Origin of the sequence: Leucobacter chromiisoli (assembly GCF_016522505.1) — a bacterium.
Taxonomy (GTDB): domain Bacteria; phylum Actinomycetota; class Actinomycetes; order Actinomycetales; family Microbacteriaceae; genus Leucobacter; species Leucobacter chromiisoli.
The window spans coordinates 52480-71507 of sequence record NZ_JAEHOH010000009.1; the positions used below are offsets into that span (position 1 = coordinate 52480).

General features: G+C 67.8%; 21 protein-coding genes. 10 read left to right on the forward strand and 11 right to left on the reverse strand.

Annotation, left to right across the window (positions count from 1 at the left end; genetic code table 11):
• The first annotated feature begins 6 nt into the window (after window positions 1-6).
• The 7 genes from JD276_RS07050 (at window position 7) to JD276_RS07080 (ending at window position 6386) form a co-directional block, all read left to right on the forward strand.
• Window positions 7-1044, forward strand: a complete 1038-nt coding sequence (locus tag JD276_RS07050) for an alcohol dehydrogenase catalytic domain-containing protein (RefSeq protein WP_200114939.1) — start codon at window positions 7-9, stop codon at window positions 1042-1044.
• Window positions 1041-1943 carry a sugar phosphate isomerase/epimerase family protein gene (locus JD276_RS07055; RefSeq protein WP_200114940.1) on the forward strand — a complete coding sequence of 301 codons (903 nt, stop codon included), beginning with the start codon at window positions 1041-1043 and terminating at the stop codon, window positions 1941-1943. The genes JD276_RS07050 and JD276_RS07055 overlap by 4 nt, the downstream gene beginning before the upstream one ends.
• A 124-nt stretch (window positions 1944-2067) precedes the next feature.
• Window positions 2068-2850, forward strand: coding sequence for a DeoR/GlpR family DNA-binding transcription regulator (locus tag JD276_RS07060; RefSeq protein WP_200114941.1), 783 nt, complete (start codon window positions 2068-2070; stop codon window positions 2848-2850).
• A 108-nt stretch (window positions 2851-2958) separates the two neighbouring features.
• Window positions 2959-3120, forward strand: coding sequence for a hypothetical protein (locus tag JD276_RS07065; protein ID WP_200114942.1), 162 nt, complete (start codon window positions 2959-2961; stop codon window positions 3118-3120).
• A gap of 231 nt (window positions 3121-3351) precedes the next feature.
• Window positions 3352-4425, forward strand: coding sequence for an FUSC family protein (locus JD276_RS07070; protein WP_200114943.1), 1074 nt, complete (start codon window positions 3352-3354; stop codon window positions 4423-4425).
• 141 nt (window positions 4426-4566) lie between these two features.
• The gene (locus JD276_RS07075; protein ID WP_307866493.1) at window positions 4567-5559 is read left to right on the forward strand and encodes an ATP-binding cassette domain-containing protein; all 993 of its coding nucleotides are present in this window, start codon (window positions 4567-4569) and stop codon (window positions 5557-5559) included.
• Window positions 5556-6386, forward strand: a complete 831-nt coding sequence (locus tag JD276_RS07080) for an ABC transporter permease (RefSeq protein WP_200114945.1) — start codon at window positions 5556-5558, stop codon at window positions 6384-6386. The genes JD276_RS07075 and JD276_RS07080 overlap by 4 nt, the downstream gene beginning before the upstream one ends.
• 239 nt (window positions 6387-6625) lie before the next feature.
• On the opposite strand, the gene JD276_RS07085 is transcribed toward JD276_RS07080, so the two are convergent.
• The 7 genes from JD276_RS07085 to JD276_RS07115 are packed head-to-tail and all read right to left on the reverse strand — an operon-like array spanning window position 6626 to window position 12287.
• Window positions 6626-7249 (reverse strand): TetR/AcrR family transcriptional regulator, encoded by a 624-nt coding sequence (locus JD276_RS07085; RefSeq protein WP_200114946.1) that lies wholly within the window; start codon window positions 7247-7249, stop codon window positions 6626-6628.
• A 23-nt stretch (window positions 7250-7272) separates the two neighbouring features.
• Window positions 7273-8019, reverse strand: a complete 747-nt coding sequence (locus JD276_RS07090) for an amino acid ABC transporter ATP-binding protein (RefSeq protein WP_200114947.1) — start codon at window positions 8017-8019, stop codon at window positions 7273-7275.
• Window positions 8016-8666: an amino acid ABC transporter permease gene (locus JD276_RS07095; RefSeq protein WP_200114948.1), complete on the reverse strand. Its 651-nt coding sequence runs from the start codon at window positions 8664-8666 to the stop codon at window positions 8016-8018. The genes JD276_RS07090 and JD276_RS07095 overlap by 4 nt, the downstream gene beginning before the upstream one ends.
• The gene (locus JD276_RS07100) at window positions 8659-9411 is read right to left on the reverse strand and encodes an ABC transporter permease subunit (protein ID WP_200114949.1); all 753 of its coding nucleotides are present in this window, start codon (window positions 9409-9411) and stop codon (window positions 8659-8661) included. The genes JD276_RS07095 and JD276_RS07100 overlap by 8 nt, the downstream gene beginning before the upstream one ends.
• 3 nt (window positions 9412-9414) lie before the next feature.
• Complete coding sequence (locus tag JD276_RS07105; protein ID WP_200114950.1) at window positions 9415-10275, reverse strand: transporter substrate-binding domain-containing protein; 861 nt, start codon at window positions 10273-10275, stop codon at window positions 9415-9417.
• 39 nt (window positions 10276-10314) lie between these two features.
• Window positions 10315-10752, reverse strand: coding sequence for an acyl-CoA thioesterase (locus JD276_RS07110; RefSeq protein ID WP_200114951.1), 438 nt, complete (start codon window positions 10750-10752; stop codon window positions 10315-10317).
• The gene (locus JD276_RS07115) at window positions 10749-12287 is read right to left on the reverse strand and encodes an AMP-binding protein (protein ID WP_200114952.1); all 1539 of its coding nucleotides are present in this window, start codon (window positions 12285-12287) and stop codon (window positions 10749-10751) included. The genes JD276_RS07110 and JD276_RS07115 overlap by 4 nt, the downstream gene beginning before the upstream one ends.
• Before the next feature lie 100 nt (window positions 12288-12387).
• Here JD276_RS07115 and JD276_RS07120 point away from each other — a divergent pair, with 100 nt between their 5' ends.
• Window positions 12388-13161, forward strand: coding sequence for an enoyl-CoA hydratase/isomerase family protein (locus JD276_RS07120; protein ID WP_200114953.1), 774 nt, complete (start codon window positions 12388-12390; stop codon window positions 13159-13161).
• A gap of 12 nt (window positions 13162-13173) precedes the next feature.
• Here the strand turns inward: JD276_RS07120 and JD276_RS07125 are convergent, their stop codons facing one another.
• The 3 genes from JD276_RS07125 to JD276_RS07135 form a co-directional block, all read right to left on the reverse strand.
• The gene (locus JD276_RS07125; RefSeq protein WP_200114954.1) at window positions 13174-13359 is read right to left on the reverse strand and encodes a LuxR C-terminal-related transcriptional regulator; all 186 of its coding nucleotides are present in this window, start codon (window positions 13357-13359) and stop codon (window positions 13174-13176) included.
• 7 nt (window positions 13360-13366) lie between these two features.
• Complete coding sequence (locus JD276_RS07130) at window positions 13367-14644, reverse strand: ATP-binding protein (protein ID WP_200114955.1); 1278 nt, start codon at window positions 14642-14644, stop codon at window positions 13367-13369.
• A gap of 95 nt (window positions 14645-14739) precedes the next feature.
• Window positions 14740-15468, reverse strand: coding sequence for a TrmH family RNA methyltransferase (locus JD276_RS07135; RefSeq protein ID WP_200114956.1), 729 nt, complete (start codon window positions 15466-15468; stop codon window positions 14740-14742).
• 49 nt (window positions 15469-15517) lie between these two features.
• On the opposite strand from JD276_RS07135, the gene JD276_RS07140 reads away from it, so the two are divergent.
• The gene (locus JD276_RS07140; protein WP_200114957.1) at window positions 15518-16624 is read left to right on the forward strand and encodes an AI-2E family transporter; all 1107 of its coding nucleotides are present in this window, start codon (window positions 15518-15520) and stop codon (window positions 16622-16624) included.
• A gap of 10 nt (window positions 16625-16634) precedes the next feature.
• Window positions 16635-17831 (forward strand): glycerate kinase, encoded by a 1197-nt coding sequence (locus tag JD276_RS07145; protein WP_200114958.1) that lies wholly within the window; start codon window positions 16635-16637, stop codon window positions 17829-17831.
• A 27-nt stretch (window positions 17832-17858) separates the two neighbouring features.
• On the opposite strand, the gene JD276_RS07150 is transcribed toward JD276_RS07145, so the two are convergent.
• Window positions 17859-18821 carry an aldo/keto reductase gene (locus JD276_RS07150; protein ID WP_200114959.1) on the reverse strand — a complete coding sequence of 321 codons (963 nt, stop codon included), beginning with the start codon at window positions 18819-18821 and terminating at the stop codon, window positions 17859-17861.
• Between the last annotated feature and the right edge of the window lie 207 nt (window positions 18822-19028).

Consider the following 19028-nt stretch of genomic DNA (forward strand, 5'->3'; position numbering starts at 1 on the left):
GACGACATGCTCACGATGAATGCGGCGCGGTATCACGGTCGGCGCGATATCCGCATCGAAAGGGTCCCGGTCCCGGAGCCCGCACAGGGCCAAGTCCGTCTCCGTGTCGCGTACAACGGCATATGCGGGTCCGATCTCCATGAGTACTACGACGGTCCCATCTTCATGCCGGCGCAGGCGCATCCGCTCACCGGTCACCACCTCCCGGCGATCCTCGGACACGAGTTCTCCGGAGTCGTCGACAAGATCGGACCGGGCTGCCCGGACGGAACCCCTGACGTCGGTCGACTGGTCGCCGTCAATCCGGTGCTGTCGTGCGGGGAGTGCGACCACTGCCGCTCTCATGAGGAGAATCGCTGTCGCGATGTCGCGATACTCGGAAACGCCGGTGGGCACGGCGGCCTCGCGGAGTACGTGATCATCACCGCGGACCAGTTGATCCCGGTGCCGGACGGGGTGAGCGCGGAGGAGGCGGCGGTCGCCGAACCCTTGGCGGTGGCCGTCCACGGGGTGTCCAAGCTCTCATTGGCACCGGTTTCTACCGCGCTGGTGATCGGAGGCGGTCCCGTAGGTCTCGGATCGGCGATGGCGCTTCGCTCGGCCGGAGCCGAGACCATCCACGTCGCTGAGCTTTCCGAGCGGCGACGCGAGTTGGTGGAGAGCCTCGGCTTCGACCTGCATGCCGACGGCGCAGGACAGGAGTACGACGTCGTGGTCGACTGCGCTGGCGCTCCGGCGACCCTAGCCATGGCTCTCGGCAGTCTGAGAGCCGGCGGACAGATCCTCGTCGTGGCGATGGCGGCGAGCGACATCCCCCTGTCGATCACCGGTCTCAACGTGAAAGAGGCCACGCTGCAGGGGACCCACCTCTATTCGACGGCCGATTTCCGAGTCGTACTGGAACGCTTCGCGGCCGGCGAGTACTCCGTTGATGGATGGGTCGAGACCGTGCCGCTGCGCGATCTCATCGACGAAGGATACGAGGCTCTGCGAGCCGGAGACCGGGTCAAAGTTCTGATCGACCCCCACGAAGGAGAGAAATGACTGAAATGCTACTCGGTGTCAACAACTGCTTCGCGGTGAAGAGGTGGGCGTCTCCTGACGCATGGCTGCGCGTCATCCGGGAGGATCTGGACCTGTCGCACTGCCAGTTCAGCCTCGATCTCCTTCCCCCAGGATTCGACCTGCCGTTCGCGCTGCGATATGCCGAGCACGTTCGCACCGTGGCCGAACAGTGGGAGGTGACCATCCACAGCACCTTCACCGGTCTCGGCGCATATGGTGCGAGCCTGCTGATGGCCGATGAGCGCGAGGACCGCGAGCAGGCGGAACGCTGGTATCGCGGAGTCATCGACCTCACCGCCGCCATGGGTGCGACGATGACCGGTGGTCATATCGGCGCCGCTACCGTGCCGGCCTGGCAGAACGCGGGTGAGCGGCGCGAGCGGCGCCGGCAGATGATCGACGCGATGCACCGCCTGGCGGAGTACGCCGATGAGCGCGGACTCGTCGGGCTGACGTTCGAGAACCTCGCCGTCGAACGGGAGTACGGGCACACGATCGAGGAAGCGCAGCAGTTGGAGGAGGCGCTCGCGGGGACCGCTGTCCCATGGGTGCTCTGCTTAGATCTCGGACACCCCGCGGCGCTCACCACCGGTACCGGTAGCGACGACCCCACGAACTGGCTGCGCTCGGCTTGGCGGCACCAGCCGCTCCTCCAACTGCAGCAGTCGCCTCGCGGGGCGGACCTCCACGGACCCTTCACCGCATCTACGAATGCCGAGGGGATCGTGCAGCGCGAGCCGGTCTTGACCGCGCTCGATCAGGCTGAGTGGCAGTCGCCCGTCCACGCCTTTCTCGAAGTCATCCCCGCGCATGAAGCCGACGACCAGGTGGTGCTCGCCGACCTCGTTCACAGTGTCCGCTACTGGCGGGGCGCATGAGCATCGCAGACGGTGGTCGTCGGAGACTCCCCGGCACCGGCTCCCGATCACACGCAGCGGCCGCTATGTGAGAGGGGTGTGAGGGAATGTGGGAAAGTAACAGTGAGGATCTAGGCTCGACGACATGAATGCGAACACGCGGAGATCATTGATCGAGGAGATGATTGCTCAGCAGGGCGAGGTCTCCCTGGTCGACCTCGCCGAGAAGTTCGGTGTCTCCGAGATGACCGTTCGCCGCGATCTCGACGTGCTCGAGGAAGACGGAGTGCTCCGCAAAGTCATGGGCGGAGCGATCTTCATCGGGGGGAAATCCACCGAGCCCTCCTTTCACGCACGCGCCGCAGCTGCGGCCGAGGAGAAACACCATCTTGCCGAGATCGCTGTCGGCCTGTTGAAGCCACGGCAAACCGTGATCCTCGACAGCGGCAGCACAGTGCTCGCCGTGGCCAGAGAGATCAAAGGGAAAGGGCTCGGGTTGACGGTCGTGACGCCGAGCGTGCTCGCCGCTGTAGAGCTTGCAGACGAGCCCGACACCACGGTTCTCGTTACGGGTGGTCGCTTGCGGCCGGGGGAGCTGTCTCTGATCGGTTCGGAGGCGGAGGACGCGTTCCTGCGTTACAACTGCGACGTCTACTTCATGGGAGTTGCGGGGGTCGACGCTGTTCGAGGTGCTTCGGAATACCATCGTGAAGAAGGTGCGGTGAAGCGGTACGCCGCACGTTCTGCGGACCGGGTGATCGCGGTGGTGGATCAGAGCAAGCTCGGGAGGGTGCAGCTGATCAACGTGGTCGATGCTGCAGATATCGACGCGGTGGTGACGGATGCGCCCGAGGACCATCCGACGGTGATGCAGCTGCGAGAGTCCGGGGTCGTCGTTCACCGCACAGCTGCTCCCGGCGAAAAGTAAAGGGATCGGCCTGGTCAGGAAGGAGCGGCGGTCGAGGCTCCTTCTACCGTTCGGGGCAGCTCGGCGCAAGGGGGTGCACGGAAAACGCAGGGTGAATAGCCTCGAAGCATGAACGCTCTATTCCCGATCATTCTCATCATCGCCATCGTCATCGCGATCGTGGGCGGCCTCGTCAAAGCGGTCAACTTCCTGCTCTGGGTGGGCATCGCTCTCGCGATCATCGCGATCATCGGTTGGCTGCTGCGATCCATCGCTGGGAGGCGAGGATAGCGCAATGACCGCGCGCAGTCAGTTGCGCCCCGCGGCGCGGGTGCCCGGCCAGAGCCGGCACCCGCGCCGTTTTGCGTGGGAGGGACCATTGGCTTCGCCCGGTGGCAGAGACCTCCGAGACCTGCGGCACACCGATGACCGGCCGCGCAACCCCTGGAGGTCGCGCGAAGGCGCCGAGTAGATTCACTTGCCACCGCGTGTGAGCGAGGAGCCGCGTGGGAGCGAGGAGCGATGACGAGGATAGAGAACCTGCGAGGCGCCGTGGCGCGCACGGGTCGCCAAGTGGGAAACCCGTCGCGTCTGGTGCTCGCGGTCAAGACCGCGGCCGCGGCCGCGATCGCGTGGTACTTCGCTCCCTATGTGCCGCTCGCCGAGTCGGAGTACTCCTATTATGCGCCGCTGGGCGTGCTCGTGAGCATGTACTCCACGGTCGTCGACTCGGTGCGGACGGGTCTGCAGACGCTGTTGGGTCTCGGCGCGGGCATCGTGCTCGGGCTCGGGGCCCTGACCTTCGTCACGTTGGGGGTTCCCGCGATCGTGTCCATGGCGCTGCTCGTCGCCGGCGGCGTGGCGCTCGGGGGATTGCAGATATTCGGGGCGGGGCGGGACTGGATCGCGCTCGCCGGAATCATGGTGCTGCTGCTGGGTGGTCGGAATGCGGACGACTTCTCGTTCTCCTACCTCGCAACCATGGGCTTCGGGGTGCTCGTCGGGCTCATCGTGCAGCTGCTCGCGGTGCCGCCGCTGTATCTGAGCGAGGCCCGCACGCGGCTCTCCGATCTGCGGCGTGCGCTGGGCGACTGCCTCGAGGAGACCGCGACGGCGGTGGAGGACGGCCGTCGCGACAGCGGTGCGCTGCAGGAGGCGATCGACAGTCTGACCGGCACGGCCACCGCCGCATCGGAGGAGATCAGGCAGGCGCAACGGAGTCGACGGGTGAACCCCCGCGCACGCCGGCGAGGCCACGAGAACGAGGACATCGACGCGCAGTTCCGCTCGCTCGACCATGTCGTGTTCTTCGTTCGCGCCCTCTCAGACCTCATCGAGCAGCGCACCCCGGATCAGGTGCCCGCCGCCGCGAAGCAGGGCGGAGAGCGTCTCGCGGAAGCGATACGTCAGTGCGGCGCACTCCTGTCGATGCCCGTCGACGCAGAGGATCGCGAGACGCAGGTGACGCGCACGCGGCAGGCGCTCCGACTGTACCTCCACGGTTTCGAAACCGAGGGGCGAGCGGATCCATCCGCCTTCGCGGACGAGATGGCGGCGGGGGTGTGCCTGCGACGCATCATCGAGGAGCTCGAATAGGGGCGGGTTCGAAAGATCCGCCTCCGGAGTGGGATGAGATCGACGGCGGTGGGCGGCATCCCCGCGTCCGCCGCGGCTTGCGCAGGCCCTCCTGTTTCTGGGAGTGTGGGAGAAAGCCGGACGACGGAGACGGGAGCCGCCGTGAGCACAGCAGCACGTATCGAGGTCGCGGGGCTTTCCAAGAGCTTCGGCACCGTGCAGGCGGTGCAGGATCTCGGCTTCGTCGCCGAGCCCGGTCGCGTCACCGGCTTCCTTGGCCCGAACGGCTCGGGTAAGACGACGACGCTGTCGATGCTTCTGGGGCTGGTGCGACCCGACAGCGGCACCGCGACGATCGGCGGTGTTCCCTACGCGGACCTCGAGAGACCCGCCATCACGGTCGGTTCGTCCCTCTCGGCGAACTTCCATCCCGCGCACACCGGGAGGGCCCACCTCGACATCATGCGGCGAGGGATCGGGGTGTCGAAGCAGAGGGTCGACGAGGTGCTCGAGCTCGTGGGGATCGCCGACGCGGCCGACCGCAAGACCGGTGGCTACTCGCTCGGCATGCGGCAGCGTCTCGCGCTCGCGGCAGCGCTGCTCGGTGAGCCGCAGGTGATCCTGCTCGATGAGCCGATCAACGGGCTGGATCCCGAGGGGATCCGCTGGATCCGCATGTTCCTGCGGCACCTGGCGAGTGAGGGCCGCACCGTACTGCTCTCGTCGCACCTGCTCAGCGAGGTGCAGCAGACCGTCGACGACGTGATCGTGATCCGGCAGGGCCGGCTCGCCTTCGCCGGCACTCTCGAGGGGCTCCGCGGCGGCGAGGAACGCGCGGTGCTGGTCGCCGCCCCGGATCGCCAGGGGCTCGCGCGGGCGCTGCAGGCCGTCGGAGCAGAGGTGCACGGCCTGAGGGGCGAGACCATGCGTGTCACGGGGGCGGACGCCGAGCGCGTCGGCCTCGTGGCGCTCCAGGCCGGGATCCCGCTCACGCATCTCAGCGTCGAGGAGAGCGGGCTCGAGGAGAGCTTCCTCGAGCTCATCGACGGGGCGAGGGAGCCGGATCCTCGCGGGCTCGCCGACGGCATACCGCCGGGTGCGGTTCAGGATCCCGGTCCGGATGCCGCTTCCGCGACGGAAGGGGGTGCGCGATGAGCCGTTTCGGACGGACCCTGTCGGCGGAGTTCCGCAAGGTCACCGCGACGAAGATCTGGTGGATCCTCGCCGTCGTCCTCGCGGCGTACTCGGCCATGATGGCCGTGACCTTCGCCTTCCTGTTCGGCACGATGTCGGATCAGCTGGGCGAGGGCGTGCCGCTTCCCTCGGGCCAGGAGACCGCGAACATGGTCTACGCCTCGGTGGCGACCTTCGGATACGTCGTCCCGCTGCTGGTGGGGTCGCTCTTCGCGACCGGGGAGATCCGGCATCACATCCTCGGCCTCGCCTTCATCGCGGAGCCGAAGCGGGGCATCGTGCTGCTCAGCAAGACTCTCGTGCTGCTCGGCGTCGGAGCGCTGCTGGGCATCGCAGGGCTCATCGGGGCGGTACCCTCGGGCGCCGCGGTGATCGGTGCGACCGGTGGCGAGCCGATGCTCGGAACCACCGATACCTGGTCACTGATCACGCGCGTCGTCGCGGTGATCGCCGTGTGGGCCGTCATCGGGTTCGGCATCGGCCTGATCGTGCGCAACCAGGCATTCGCCATCGTCCTGGCCCTCGTGTTCACCCAGTTCCTCGAACCGGTGCTGCGCGCCGGCGCCCAGTTCTGGGACTGGAGCGCGAACATCGCCCGCTTCTTCCCCGGGGCCGCCACCGACGCATTCGTCGGCTCGAGCGCGATGAGCCTCGCCGCGGGCGACATGTCTGCGGCGGGCGGGGCGGATCCTCTCAGCTGGTGGCAGGGGCTTCTCGTGCTTCTCGTGTACGTGGTCGTGACCATCGCGGCGGGTTGGTGGCTTCGCTGGAGGCGAGACGTCGAGTAGACCTATGGTTCGGGGCGCCGCGGGGCGCGGGACTGCGTGCGCGCGCGGATCCGGGTAGCGGCGTCAAGCTCGCGGGCGAACCTACCGTGATCGCCGAGCTCATCATCGGGACCGGGATCCTCGAAGAGCGGGAGCCAGCGCTCGATCCTCGTGGTCTGAGCGACGTTATCGACCTCGGGATGCGCGATCGGGGCCAGGTTCATCATCGGCGATGCCGCCGAGGGCGAGACCGGCAGCGATCATGGTCCCACCGGGCTGGCGGGCGCGGTCAGTCGCTCGATCCAGCCCTTGGCGAGCCGCGCTCCCTCGGCCGGATCGGACACCCCGCTCGAACCGGCGATCAGATGGTGGATCGCATACCCGTCGACCAGCGCGACGATCTCGGCCGCGATCTCATCCACCGGGAGTGCCGGATCCATCGCGTCCCTCTCCTGACATCTTCGTATGGCTCGGGCAATGGTCCGTCGCCAATTCGCGAGATAGCTCGCGACCTCCTCACGAATACCGGCGTCATTGGTCGACTTCGCGTAGAAGTCGAGGAAGATGCTGATGGAGGCGACCCCCTGCGGGGGGAACGGCAGCCCCCGCTCCACCAGCAGTTGCAGCGCGCGCCGCGGATCTTCGCCGTGCTGCTCGTGGATCTGCCGGAAGAAGTCTCCCTCGATCTCGGCGGCTCGGCGGAGCGTGCCGAGCAGCAGCTCCTCGCGACTGGGGAAGTAGTAGGTCAGCGAGCCCGTGGAGCAGCCGGCCTCGGATGCGACGGTGCGATTGGTGATCTCGCTCAACCCCTGACGGGCGATCAGACGCAGTACGGCGTCTGCGAGTTCTCTTCGCTTCTCCGCGTGATCCACTATTTTCGGCATGAGAACTCAATGATATTCGCTCGTCACAAGCCCACAAACTCCCGCGTCCGCTGCAGGAGCGGCGCATCGATCACCTGCGCCGGAGGCCCCGACTCGACCACGTTCCCCTCCGAGAGGAAGTGGACCGTGTCGGCGATCCGCCGGGCGAAGCCGAGCTCGTGCGTCACGACGAGCATCGCGACGTTCTCCTCTTCGGCAATGCTGACGATCACCTCCAGCACACCGTCCACCAGCTGAGGGTCGAGAGCCGAGGTGACCTCGTCCAGGAGGAGCAACTGGGGTCGGGTCATGAGCGCGCGGGCGAGCGCCGCACGCTGCTGCTGGCCTCCGGAGAGCTCCGCCGGACGGCTGTCGACCTTCGCGCTGAGCCCGACTCGTTCGAGCAGGTCGTGCGCTCGCTCCACCGCCTGCTCGCGCGGCACCTTCTGCACGTGCACCGGAGCCTCGATGAGGTTCGCGAGTACCGTCATGTGCGGGAAGAGATTGTAGGACTGGAAGACGACGCCGAGCCCCGCCCGCACCTGCAGCAGGTTTCGGCGGATGTCACGGACGCTGCGCCCCTCGCCGACCGGGGTGCCGAGGGTCTCCACCGACCCCGAATCGGGAAACTCGAGACCGGCCGCCATCCGTAGCAGCGTGCTCTTCCCCGAGCCGCTCGGCCCGATCAGCGCCACCCGCTCATTGGCCTTCACGCTCAACGAGACCGCCTGGAGCACCTCGGTGGAACCGAACGCCTTGCGGACTCCCGCGAACCTCAGGACCTCGTTCATGTTCTTTTCTCCAATCGGCGGACGAGCAGCAGGGCGGGCACGGCGATCACGATGTAGATCAAACCGCAGATGGTGTAGGTCTCCAGGTACCGGAACGAGCTGTAGCCGATCTCCTGTGCGCGGCCCAGCAGCACGCCGAGGCCGATGGCCATGAGCACGGCGCTCTGCTGCAGCGCCATGATCAGGTAGTTCATCAGCGATGGCGAGGATCTCGGCACCGCGAGCGGCAGGATCACGCGCCGCCAGGCCTGGGCGGTCGTCAGATTGATCACGGCGCAGACCTCGATCAGGGTGGGGGAGACGGTCTGCACTCCGGAGATGAAGGCGTCGGCCATGTACACGCTGTAGTAGAGGCAGAGCACGATGACGCCCGTCCAGAAGGCGTCGATCCTGACGCCCCATTGCGGTAGCGCGTAGTAGACGAAGAAGAGCTGCACCAGGAACGGGGTGCCGCGCAGCAGCTTCGAGACGGTGCCTGAGCTTCTCGAAGCGAACGGATATGGCGAGAGCCGAGCGAGCGCGAGGAGCAGGCCGAGGACGATCGCGAGCACACCCCCTACCAGCGATACAACGAGCGTGAGCGGCAGGGCCTCCAGGATCTTCGGCAGGACCTCGACCGCGAATTCCCAGTCCCAGACGTCAGACATGGGCGTAACCTCCTCCCGCAGTGACGTTCACCGGCATCGCCGCGCGGGCGAGGCGGGCCTCTCGAGCGCCGCGACTCCGTCTCGGAGGCTCTGCGACGCCGAGCCCCAGACTCCGTCCGATCAGGCGATAGCCGGCGGCCACGCCGCGCCCGAGCAGGAAGTAGACGATCACAGCGATCACGTAGAGCATCGCGGTGTGCCCCGTCTGCGCTCGCGCCACCCCGATCCAGTAGAGGAAGTCGGGCACCGCCACGAGGCTCACGACCGCCGTCCACTTGAAGACCTCGACCGAGAGCGCCGAGAGCGAGGGAAGGGCGCTCGTGATGACCTGCGGCAGCACGATCCGCCCCTCCCTCGTCCAGAAGCCCATGTTCAGCACGGCGCATGCGTCGAGCTGCTGTACCGGGATCCCTTTCGCCGCACCGCGCAGGATCTCCGAGGCGTAGGCCCCGCCGCTGATCCCGAGCACGATGAGGGCGCTCACCGCGCCGCTCAGCTCCGCGCCCGGGATGAAGAGGGGGAGCGCGTAGAAGACCCAGAACACGCCGACGACGGCGGAGCCGCTCCGGAGGAACTCGATCAGGAAGGCTATGGCTCCCCCGACGACGCGGTGCTGCGTGCGCAGGAGCAGGAACAGCGCGACGCCGGTGACGAGCATCGTCAGGATCGATGCCAGGCCCACCCACACCGTGACCCAGAGCCCCTGGAGAAACCCTGGGAGGAAGTGCCAGAGGTCCGAGAGCATCAGCTATTCACAGCCCTCGGCGAACGGGTCCAGCGAGGTGGCTTCCGTCAGTCCGGGATTCTCCTCGCCGAACCACTCCTCGAACATCTGCTCCAGGGAGCCGTCGGAGCGGAGCTTCTCCAGCTGCTCGTTGAACTTGTCGCGGAAGTCACGATCCTCCTCGCGGAACGCAACTGCGGTCGCCGAGACGGGCGCTCCCTCGACGAGGTTGTACTCGAGCTGGTCCGCGTAGGGCTTGAGCAGCCCGACGATGCCGATGTTGCCGAGGGCGAAGGCGTCGGCTCGCCCGCTGACGACGCTGTCGATGAGGCCGCTGGAGTCGGAGACCTTGACGAGTCGCTCGGCGGGGACGCCTTGCTCGAGCGCGTACTTCTCCTGGCTGGAGCCGGTGAGCACCGCGAGGTTCAGTCCGGACTCGGTGGAGAAGTCGTCGTAGGAGGAGATATCGTCGGGATTCCCCGTCGGGTAGACCAGCGCCTCCTGGAGCACCGTCAGCGGGTTCGAGAAGAGCACCGCCTCGCAACGCTCCGAGGTCACGGTCAGGCCCGTAGTCACCATCGACCAGCGGCTGGCCTGGAGGCCGGGGATAAAGGCCTCGAACTCGGCGACAGAGCCGTTGAGCTTCGTGATGCCGTACTCCTCGAGCGCGGCGAGAGTGACTTCCGGGACGTATCCCGTCACCTCCCCACTCGGCGTGAGGTTGCTGTCCGGCTCGAGCGAGGCGAGAGCGACATCGACCTCGCCGGTCTTCTGGGCCTTCTCGAAGGTGGAGAGGTCCGCGTCGGAACTCCCCGAGCACGCCGCGAGCGACGTCGCCAATGCGACTGCGGCGATGGCCGCACCCGCTGTTCGCATGAGTTTCATGATGTTTCCTTTCTCAGGTTTTCCGGCATGCGCAAGTGATCAGGAGGCCTCGAGGTGACCGTGCTCCGCAGCGGTCATGGGGCGCGTCCTCCGGGTCGCGATATCCCAGACGACCACCCAGGATCGAGAGGTGAGGAGCACCTCCCCATCGGGAGAGGCGAGGGTCTCATCGAATCGCAGACTCTTGCGCCCGACATGGGTGAGCCGGACGGTGCAGTCGACATATCCCATCGCGAGGCTGATGGGGCGATGGTAGTCGGCTTCGACGCGCGCGATCACGTAGTCGGTGGTCTCTGCGTCGAAGCACCCTTCGAACCATCGCGCCCGCCCCTCGTCAACCAGGGATAGTGCGACGGCGTGGTATACGTGGCCCTGCGAGTCGATGTCGAGCCAGCGCAGCGGGATCCGATGCGAGGCGGACTGGGGATCGGGATCCAGCAGCGTGCTTTCCTCCACGGGGACAGCCTGCTCGTTCATTGGGCGCCCTCCGCGTCGTAGACGCCCTCGACGTCGCGTGAGAGCGCCGACTTGCGCACGCGCTGCGTCGCACCCCGAGGGAAGTCCTCGACGAACTCCACGTATCTGGGCACCTGGTAGTAGGCGAGGCGCTCTCTGCACCACTCGAGTACGGCCTCCGGTCCGATGTCCGATCCGGGCTCCCGACGAATGAAGATCTTAATGTCTTCCTCGCCCATCTCCGAGGGCACGCCGATTACGGCGGCCTCGGTGATCTCCGGGTTCTGCTCGGCGACCCGCTCGACCTCCCATGCCGAGACGTTCTCTCCCCGTCTGCGGAGGCTATCGGTGACACGTCCCTGGAACCCGAAGTAGCCGTCCTCCAGCTCCACGGCGAGATCACCCGTGCGCACCAGTCCGCCGCTGAGCACGCGCTCGCTCGCCTCGCCGTTCCGGAAGAACCCGGCCATCGTGAGCTTCTCGGCGTGCGGGCGCAGCACCAGCTCCCCGGGCGATCCCTGCGGAGCCCGGACTCCGGGCTGCGATTCCACCCAGGCCTCGAACTCGGGGATCGGCCGGCCCATCGACCCGACGGGGCCGTCGATGTTCAGCAGCGCGAAGTCGGCGCCCTCAGTCAGACCGTAGCCCTCGCGGACCTCGACTCCGAAGCGCTCCTCGAATCGGACCCAGCTGTCCTGCGGACAGGCCGCACCCCAGGCGATCTCAACCGGATTGTCAGCATCGTCGTCTCGCGGCTGCTGCTTCAAGAGCAGGTTCACGACCGCACCCAGGTAGTGCAGCCGGGTGCAGCCGAACTCGCGGGTCTGATCCCAGCAGCGGGAGGCGCTGAACTTCTCGACCATGGACACCGACGCGCCTGCGAGGATGGCGGCGTAGATGGCGGTCCAGCCGCCGCCGTGGTAGAGCGGTTCCCAGAGCAGCAGGTTGTCCGCAGGGCCGATCGAGGCCAGATCGCGCGCCGATCGCGCGCCGAGTTGCAGATAGCGATCGGTCAGCTTGGCGCCCTTCGGTGCTCCGGTGGTGCCCGAGGTGTACGAGACCTGATCCAGTCGATCGAGGTCGTACCAGACGGTGTCTACGGTCGGCCGGCCGCAGTCGAGCACCGCCCCCAGATCATCGCCTTCCCGCAGCAGCTCCTCGCTCGGTCGCCGCCACACCTGTCTCGGTCGCACCCGACTCCGCTGTGACGCGGCGCGCACTACGTCTGCAAACTCCGCCTCCGCGAAGAGGAGGTGGGGGCGCACATCGTCGAGCAGCAACTCGACCCCGGCCGACTTGAGGTGGATGCTGACCGGGACATGAACCGCGTTGACCCGTTTCAGGGCGTAGACGAGCACGAGGTGCTCGAAGTGGTTGCGGAGCATGACCGCGACACGGTCTCCCTCGCGTACGCCGATGAGGTCGAGGCCGGTCGCGCACCGCGACACGGCCGAGACGAACTCCTGATAGCTGAGCTCGCCGTCGGCGGAACGGACGAAGCATCTCTGCGGGTGCCGCTGCGCCTGTTCGCGAAGGGCGTCGATGAGGGTGTCCAAGATTACTCCCTTGGTTTATTCGACTGATCGATATAAAATAATTATCATGCCCTTCGAGGAACCCGCAAGGGTAACCTGCACCCGATGAGAGAGGAACGCCGTGACCGGAAAGATTCGCGTGGAGATCGATGACGAGGCGATCGCCACGCTCACAATCGACAATCCGCGCAAGCGCAACGCCTGGACCGAGCAGATGCGCGATGAGCTGATCCAGGCCGTCACGGAACTTTCCGCTGCTCCCCCGGACACTTGCCGGGCGATCGTGCTGACCGGAGAAGGCCCCGACGCCTTCTGCGCCGGCGAGGACCTGAGCGTCGCGATCGAGTTCACCCCGGAGAACGCCGGCGTCGACCAGTACCGGGATCTCTTCTCGCTCATCCGCAGAGCACCCAAGCCGATCATCGCTGCGATTCGCGGTGTCGCAGCCGGCTCGGGTATGCAGCTCGCCCTCTGCGCCGACTACCGCGTGAGCCACCCCGACGTCCGCTTTGGACAGCCTGAGGTGCGGACCGGGCAGGCGAGCGTGACGGGAAGTTGGCTGCTCGCGCAGAGCGTCGGCATCGCCAAGATGCGCTCTCTCGTCCTCAGCGGCGAGCTGGTCAGGGGCTCCGAAGCCTGGCGCCTCGGGCTGGTCGATCTCCTGACCGACTCCGATGCGGTCCACTCCACGGCGAGGACCGTCGCGCTCCGCCTCTCGGAGGCGCCGATCGAGGCCTATGCCGCCACCAAGCGAGCGATCTGCGACATGGAGGAGCAGAGCTTTCAGGCGGCGTTCGATATCGCGAACGAGACGCACGCCTGGGTGGCGAGTACCGACGCCGCTCAGCGGGGCATCTCGAAGTTCTTCGAGAGCAGGCCTTCGCGCGTGAAGTAGGGCGACTCTCGATCAGCGCTCGTCGTCGAGGCGCTCGGGCGGCAGCGTGCCGTATTCGATCCCCCACCGCACCGCCTGGCGCTCGACCCCTATCTTCCGGCAGGCCGACCGAATGTACGACTTGAGCGAGTTCATGCTGATGTAGCTCCGCGTCGCAATCTCCCAGTTAGTGAAGCCCTGGGTGATGAGTGAGATCACCTCATCCTCACGCGGGCTGAGGCCCTTGTTCTGCGCGTAGCGTGGACGTTCCGCTCTCGAGCTCTGGCCAGCCGGTCGTGAGGTAGGCCTCGAGGGCGCGGTGCCGGAAGGTGTACTTCCTGCCCCTGGAGATGATCCCGCGCACGGTGTCGAGCCGCTGCGCGAACGGGCCCGCGTTCGTGGCGTTGTCGTATCCCATCGCCCTGGCGATGCCGGTGAGGGTTCGATGCTTCGGATCCATCTCGGCCATGCGCGTCACGAATTCCTGCTCCTTCGGGGGCAGCCTGTCGAGAATGCGCTCGACGTGTGCCGTCGCCTCATGGCGAGCAGCCTCCCACCCGCTGACCACCTCGTCGAGCGTGATCACATCGCCCGTCCCCGCGTACCAGGCCCGCTCGCCCGCCAGCTGGAAGAGGAACGGCTCACCGCAGCTGACCGAGACGATCATCTCCGCGGCCTCGGGAGTCATCCGGATCGTGCTGATTCCACCGGTCTCGTCGGAAGATTCCCAGCCCGGGTCGATGAACGGGCTGAGGGCGAAGAGGAGATCCTCGTCCGATATCGGTTCGAGAGTGTTGGTCGCGAAGCGCCGGGCGAAGGTGGCGCCGCTTCGGGAAGAGGCCTTCTCGGCGAACTCGGGCAGGCCGGTGAGATAGACGGCGATCGGGAGCGCGCGCTGGTCGACGATGCCGCCCGGCAGTTCGACGGGCATCTTCGCGGTGATCGCGTCCCCCAGGCTGATCAGCAGCTGCGACAGCGCGTTCTCATCGGAGACGTTCTGGATTTCATCGATGTGGACGAGTACGACGCGTCCCGCCCGTCTCGCGGCCACCCCTACCTCGATGAGCAGCTCGGTGAGCACGGAGTACGGCTCGGGACCCGTAGCCCGGTCGATCGTCAGGGAGATCCCGCTCGCGGCGACCTGCCGCACTCGTTCGAGGATGCCGGTGATCCTCTGCTCGCGCGCGGCCGCCAGGCCTGCTTGATCGGAGAGTCGCAGGATCGCGGCGGCGACGGCCTTCAACGGATCCGCGCCTGCGGGAAGACGTACCTGCGGGGTCACCCAGTCGCCGTCCGCCGCGGCCTTCTCGGCGATGCGACGCACGAGTGTCGACTTGCCCAATCCGGGTTCGCCGAGGATGGTTCGACCGCGCTCCGGCATCCCGGCGTGCAGCCGCGGCCGCACGACCGCCGACCACTCGGTCAGTTGGCTGATCCGCCCGGCCCAGACAACGGGAACCGTGTCGGAGCCCGGGGTGAAGGGGTTATCGAGAGGGCTGCGCACGTATTAAAGTTATCACCGAACTGAGTAATTTAGTTAAGATTATCAGTGTCTTGGTTTCTGTCTGGAACTTCCTGTCGCTGAGAAAGAGGTTGCCCCTACCGCCGCGGAACCAGCGGCGAGTGCTGCTGCACCCAGCTGTACATCGCCACTGCGGCGGCGGCCGAGGCGTTGATGGAGCGGGTCGATCCGTACTGCGTGATCTCGACCACGGCCTCAGCGACCGCGACCGCCTCCGTGGTCAGCCCTGGGCCTTCCTGGCCGAACAGCATGACGCAGCGCTCGGGCCAGTCGAAGGTCTCCATCGGCACGCAGCCGGGCACGTTGTCGATCGCGATGATCGGGATCCCCTCGTCCCGCGCCCACGCCGCGAGCGCCGCGACGTCCTCGCGGTGCTCGACGTGCTGGTATCGGTCGGTGACCATGGCGCCGCGCTTGTTCCAGCGCCGCCGCCCCACGATGTGCACGGTGTCGGCCGCGAACGCGTTGGCGCTGCGCACGATCGAGCCGATGTTCATGTCGTGCTGCCAGTTCTCGATGGCCACGTGGAAGGGGTGCCGCTTCTCGTCGAGGTCGGCGACGATCGCCTCCATGCGCCAGTAGCGGTAGCGATCGATCACGTTCCGGGTGTCCCCGTGCTCGAGCAGCTCGGGATCGTAGCGATCCTCCGTCGGCCACGTCTCGCGCCCGCCCGGCCACGGCCCGACACCCGAGGTGGTGCGCTCCGGATGCCCGGTCGCAGCGGCCGCCGCGGGAAGGGCCGATCGACGGGGCGATGGATCCTCGAGGGCGGGATCGCGGTGCGGTGCGGAGGCGTCATCAGTCACCCGCCTATCCTCGCATTCCGCGCGGCTCGCCAGCGGCTACAGTGAAGCAATGGCACCCGCAGCTTCCCCACCCGATGCTCGCCCCGCGTCCCGTTCGCCGCTCCCTCCCGCGTTGACGACGCTGCTCGCTCTCGCCGCGGCGATCGTCGTGCTCGCCGGCATGTCCTTCGGGCGGGATCTCATCGGTCCGCTCGCCGTCGCCGCCGTCATCGTGGTGATCTGCCACCCGGTGCGCCACCCGCTCGAGCGCATCGGTTGCCCGCGCTGGCTCGCGACCACAGCGGTCATCGCGGTCGCCTACGCGGTCCTCGTCGCCATGGCGCTGCTGCTCACCTTCGCCGGGGTGGAGTTCACCGCCCTGGTGCTCGACTACGCCGGCGAGCTGCGTGCGACGGTCGACACGATCGTCGCCTGGCTGGGGGAGATGGGCCTGCACTCCCAGGCCTCAGACACCGTGGCCGCGATGCTCGCGCCGTCGTCGCTCATCCGCTTCATCACGTCGCTCGGCAGCGGCATGCTCGGAGTCGCCACCGCGCTCTTCTTCATCTTCGCCTACGTGCTGTTCATGGCGGCCGATGCCGCCCGCTACGATCGCGCGACATCGGACTTCGGGCCGTCGGCGAAGCCGGCCATGATCCGCTTCGAGGCCTTCAACCGGGGTGTGCGCCGCTACTACGTGGTCAACGCCTGCTTCGGTCTCGTCGTCGCGGTGATCGACGGGCTCGCCCTCTGGGCCCTCGGCGTACCCGCCCCTCTTGTCTGGGCGATCCTGTCGTTCGTCACCAATTTCGTGCCGAACATCGGTTTCGTGCTCGGGCTCGTGCCCCCGGCGGTGCTGGCGCTCGTGGTGGGAGGCTGGCCGCTGATGCTCGCGGTGATCGCCATCTACTGCGTCGTGAACGTCGTGCTGCAGGTGCTGGTGCAGCCGAAGTTCGTGAGCGACGCCGTCAATCTCAGCCTGACCCTGAGCTTCTTCTCGGTGCTGTTCTGGACCTTCGTGATCGGCCCTCTCGGTGCGATCCTCTCGATCCCGCTCACCCTGCTGCTGCGGGCGCTGATCCTCGAGAGGGATCCCGGCACCCGCTGGCTGCGCTGGCTCTCCGGGGACACCTCGGCGACGGAGGAGCAACTGGTCGCGGCCCGGAAGACCTCGTAGGCTGACGGTCATGGCCGGCCGTGCACCGCTGATCGTGATCGCCCCGGACTCGTTCAAGGGCAGTTGCTCCTCGCCCGAGGCCGGGAGTGCGCTCGCGCTCGGCGTGCGCGACGCGCTCGGGGACGGGATGCGGATCCGCGAGCTGCCCATGGCCGACGGCGGCGAGGGCACGCTCGACGCGCTCGCGGCGGCGTGGGGAGGCCGGGTGCTCGACGTCGAGACCGTCGATGCGCTGGGGCGGCCCTGTACGGCGCGGTTCGGTCTGAGCGCCGATGGTCGCACCGCGGTCGTCGAGGCCGCCGAGGCGAACGGGCTTCCTCGGGTGAGCGACGTGCCTGCGCAGCCGCTCCGCGCCGACACGTACGGCGTCGGTCTCATCGCGCTCGAGGCGCTGCGCCGAGGCGCCGAGGAGATCCTGCTCTGCGTCGGCGGTTCTGCCACGAGCGACGGCGGCTCGGGGTTCCTGCGGGCGCTGGGCGCTCGCCTGCTCGACGAATCCGGGGTCGAGATCGACCCCGGCGCGGCGGGGCTCCCGGCGCTGCGCAGCGTCGATCTCTCCGCCCTGGGTCCCGCCGCACGGGCCGCGCGGTGGCGGATCGCGGTGGACGTCGACAACCCCCTGGTCGGGCCGAGGGGCGCGGGTGCCGTCTTCGGGCCTCAGAAGGGCGCGGCGCCAGGCGACATCGCGGTGATCGACGCCGGCCTCGCGCGGCTGGCTGACGCGCTCGCCTCCCGCGGGGGAGCGAGCGCGGCCTCGCTGACCGCACGACCCGGTCTCGGCGCCGCCGGCGGCCTTCCCCTCGCGGCGGTGGCGGCGCTCGGCGCCGAGACCGTCCCGGGCGCGGAGCTCGTCGCAGGATCGATCGGCCTCGACGAGGCGCTGGCCGAGGCCTCGCTGGTGATCGCCGGGGAGGGGCGCCTCGATGCGCAGTCGCTCGGCGGCAAAGTGGTCTCGCGCATCCTCGAAGGGGCGAAGGCGGATCGGACCGGATCCGGGCGAACGCCGCCGGTCGTCGTCATCGCGGGATCCGTGGAGCTGAGCGCCGCCGAGTGCCGCGCGGCCGGGATCGCCGCGGCCCTCTCGATCGCCCGGGGGCCCGCGACGCTCGCTGAGCTCACCGACGACTGCGCCGAACTGCTGTCCGAGGCCGCGGCCCAGGCGTGCGGGCTGCTCGCCGCCGCGGCATCCGGCGTGCGTTCGCGCTGAGGGCCCGGCGGCGGGCCCGATCCCGCCCTAGGCGGACGCTGCGGCGGTGCTCAGCCGCTCGATCTCGGCCGGCGTCAACTCGAGTTCGAGCGAGGCGAGCAGCGCGCTCAGCTGCGACGTCGTGCGAGCGCTCGCGATCGGCGCCGCGATCGTGGGCTGCTGACGCAGCCACGCGAGCGACACCGACGCGAGCTCCACGTCGTGCGCACCGGCGACCTCGTCGAGTGCGGCAAGCACGGCGCGTCCGCGGTCGTCGAGGTAGGAGGAGGCGTCCTCGGCGCGTGGGCTCGCGTTCGCGGCGCTCGCGTCCGAGGCATCGCGGTACTTTCCCGCGAGGAAGCCCTTCGCCAGCGAGAAGTACGGGAACACCGCGAGATCCTCGCGCTCGGCGACATCGCGCAGCCCGTTTGTCTCGAAGTCGCGCTCCACCAGGTTGTAGTGGGGCTGAAGCGCGATGGGGAGGTGGTGACCGCCCGCACGGCCGATGCGGAACCACTCGTCGATCCGCTCGGCCGTGTAGTTCGAGACGGCGATCGCGAGGACCTTGCCCTCGTCGACGAGCTCGGAGAAGGAGACCACGGTCTCCTCGAGCGGTGTCTCGGCATCGTCGAAGTGCGCGTAGTAGAGGTCGATCCGGTCGGTCTGCAGACGCTGCAGCGATGCCTCGGCGGCGGCCTTCACATTCGCACCGGAGAGCCCCGAGAACTGCGGGTGCGTCGAGACCTTCGTCGCGATCGTCACTCGATCCCGGCCTCCCCGCGCTGCGAGCCACTCGCCGATGATCGTCTCCGATTCGCCCCCTCCGTTGCCGGGCGCCCAGCGCGAGTAGCCGTCGGCGGTGTCGAGGAAGTCGCCTCCGCCGGCGACGAACGCGTCGAGCACCCTGAACGACTCCTCCCGATCGGCGGTCCAGCCGAAGACATTGCCTCCGAGGGCGAGAGGGGTGATCTCGATGTCCGAAGCGCCGTTCTGCGCGTGAGTGGTGCTCATGCGATTCCCTTCATCATGCGTCTGGGTGCCGTGTGCACGGTCCAGTTCGACGCTATCAGCGCGCAAGCTGCGAAGGCCCTCAGATGACGAAGCGGGTCGGCTGTCTCCCGGCCCACTCGCTCGGGCAGGCAGGGATGGAGCCGATCCGTGCCCCGGTCGGCTGTCTTTCTCCGGTTCCTTCCACGCAGTGCTCCTCGACGGGAACCG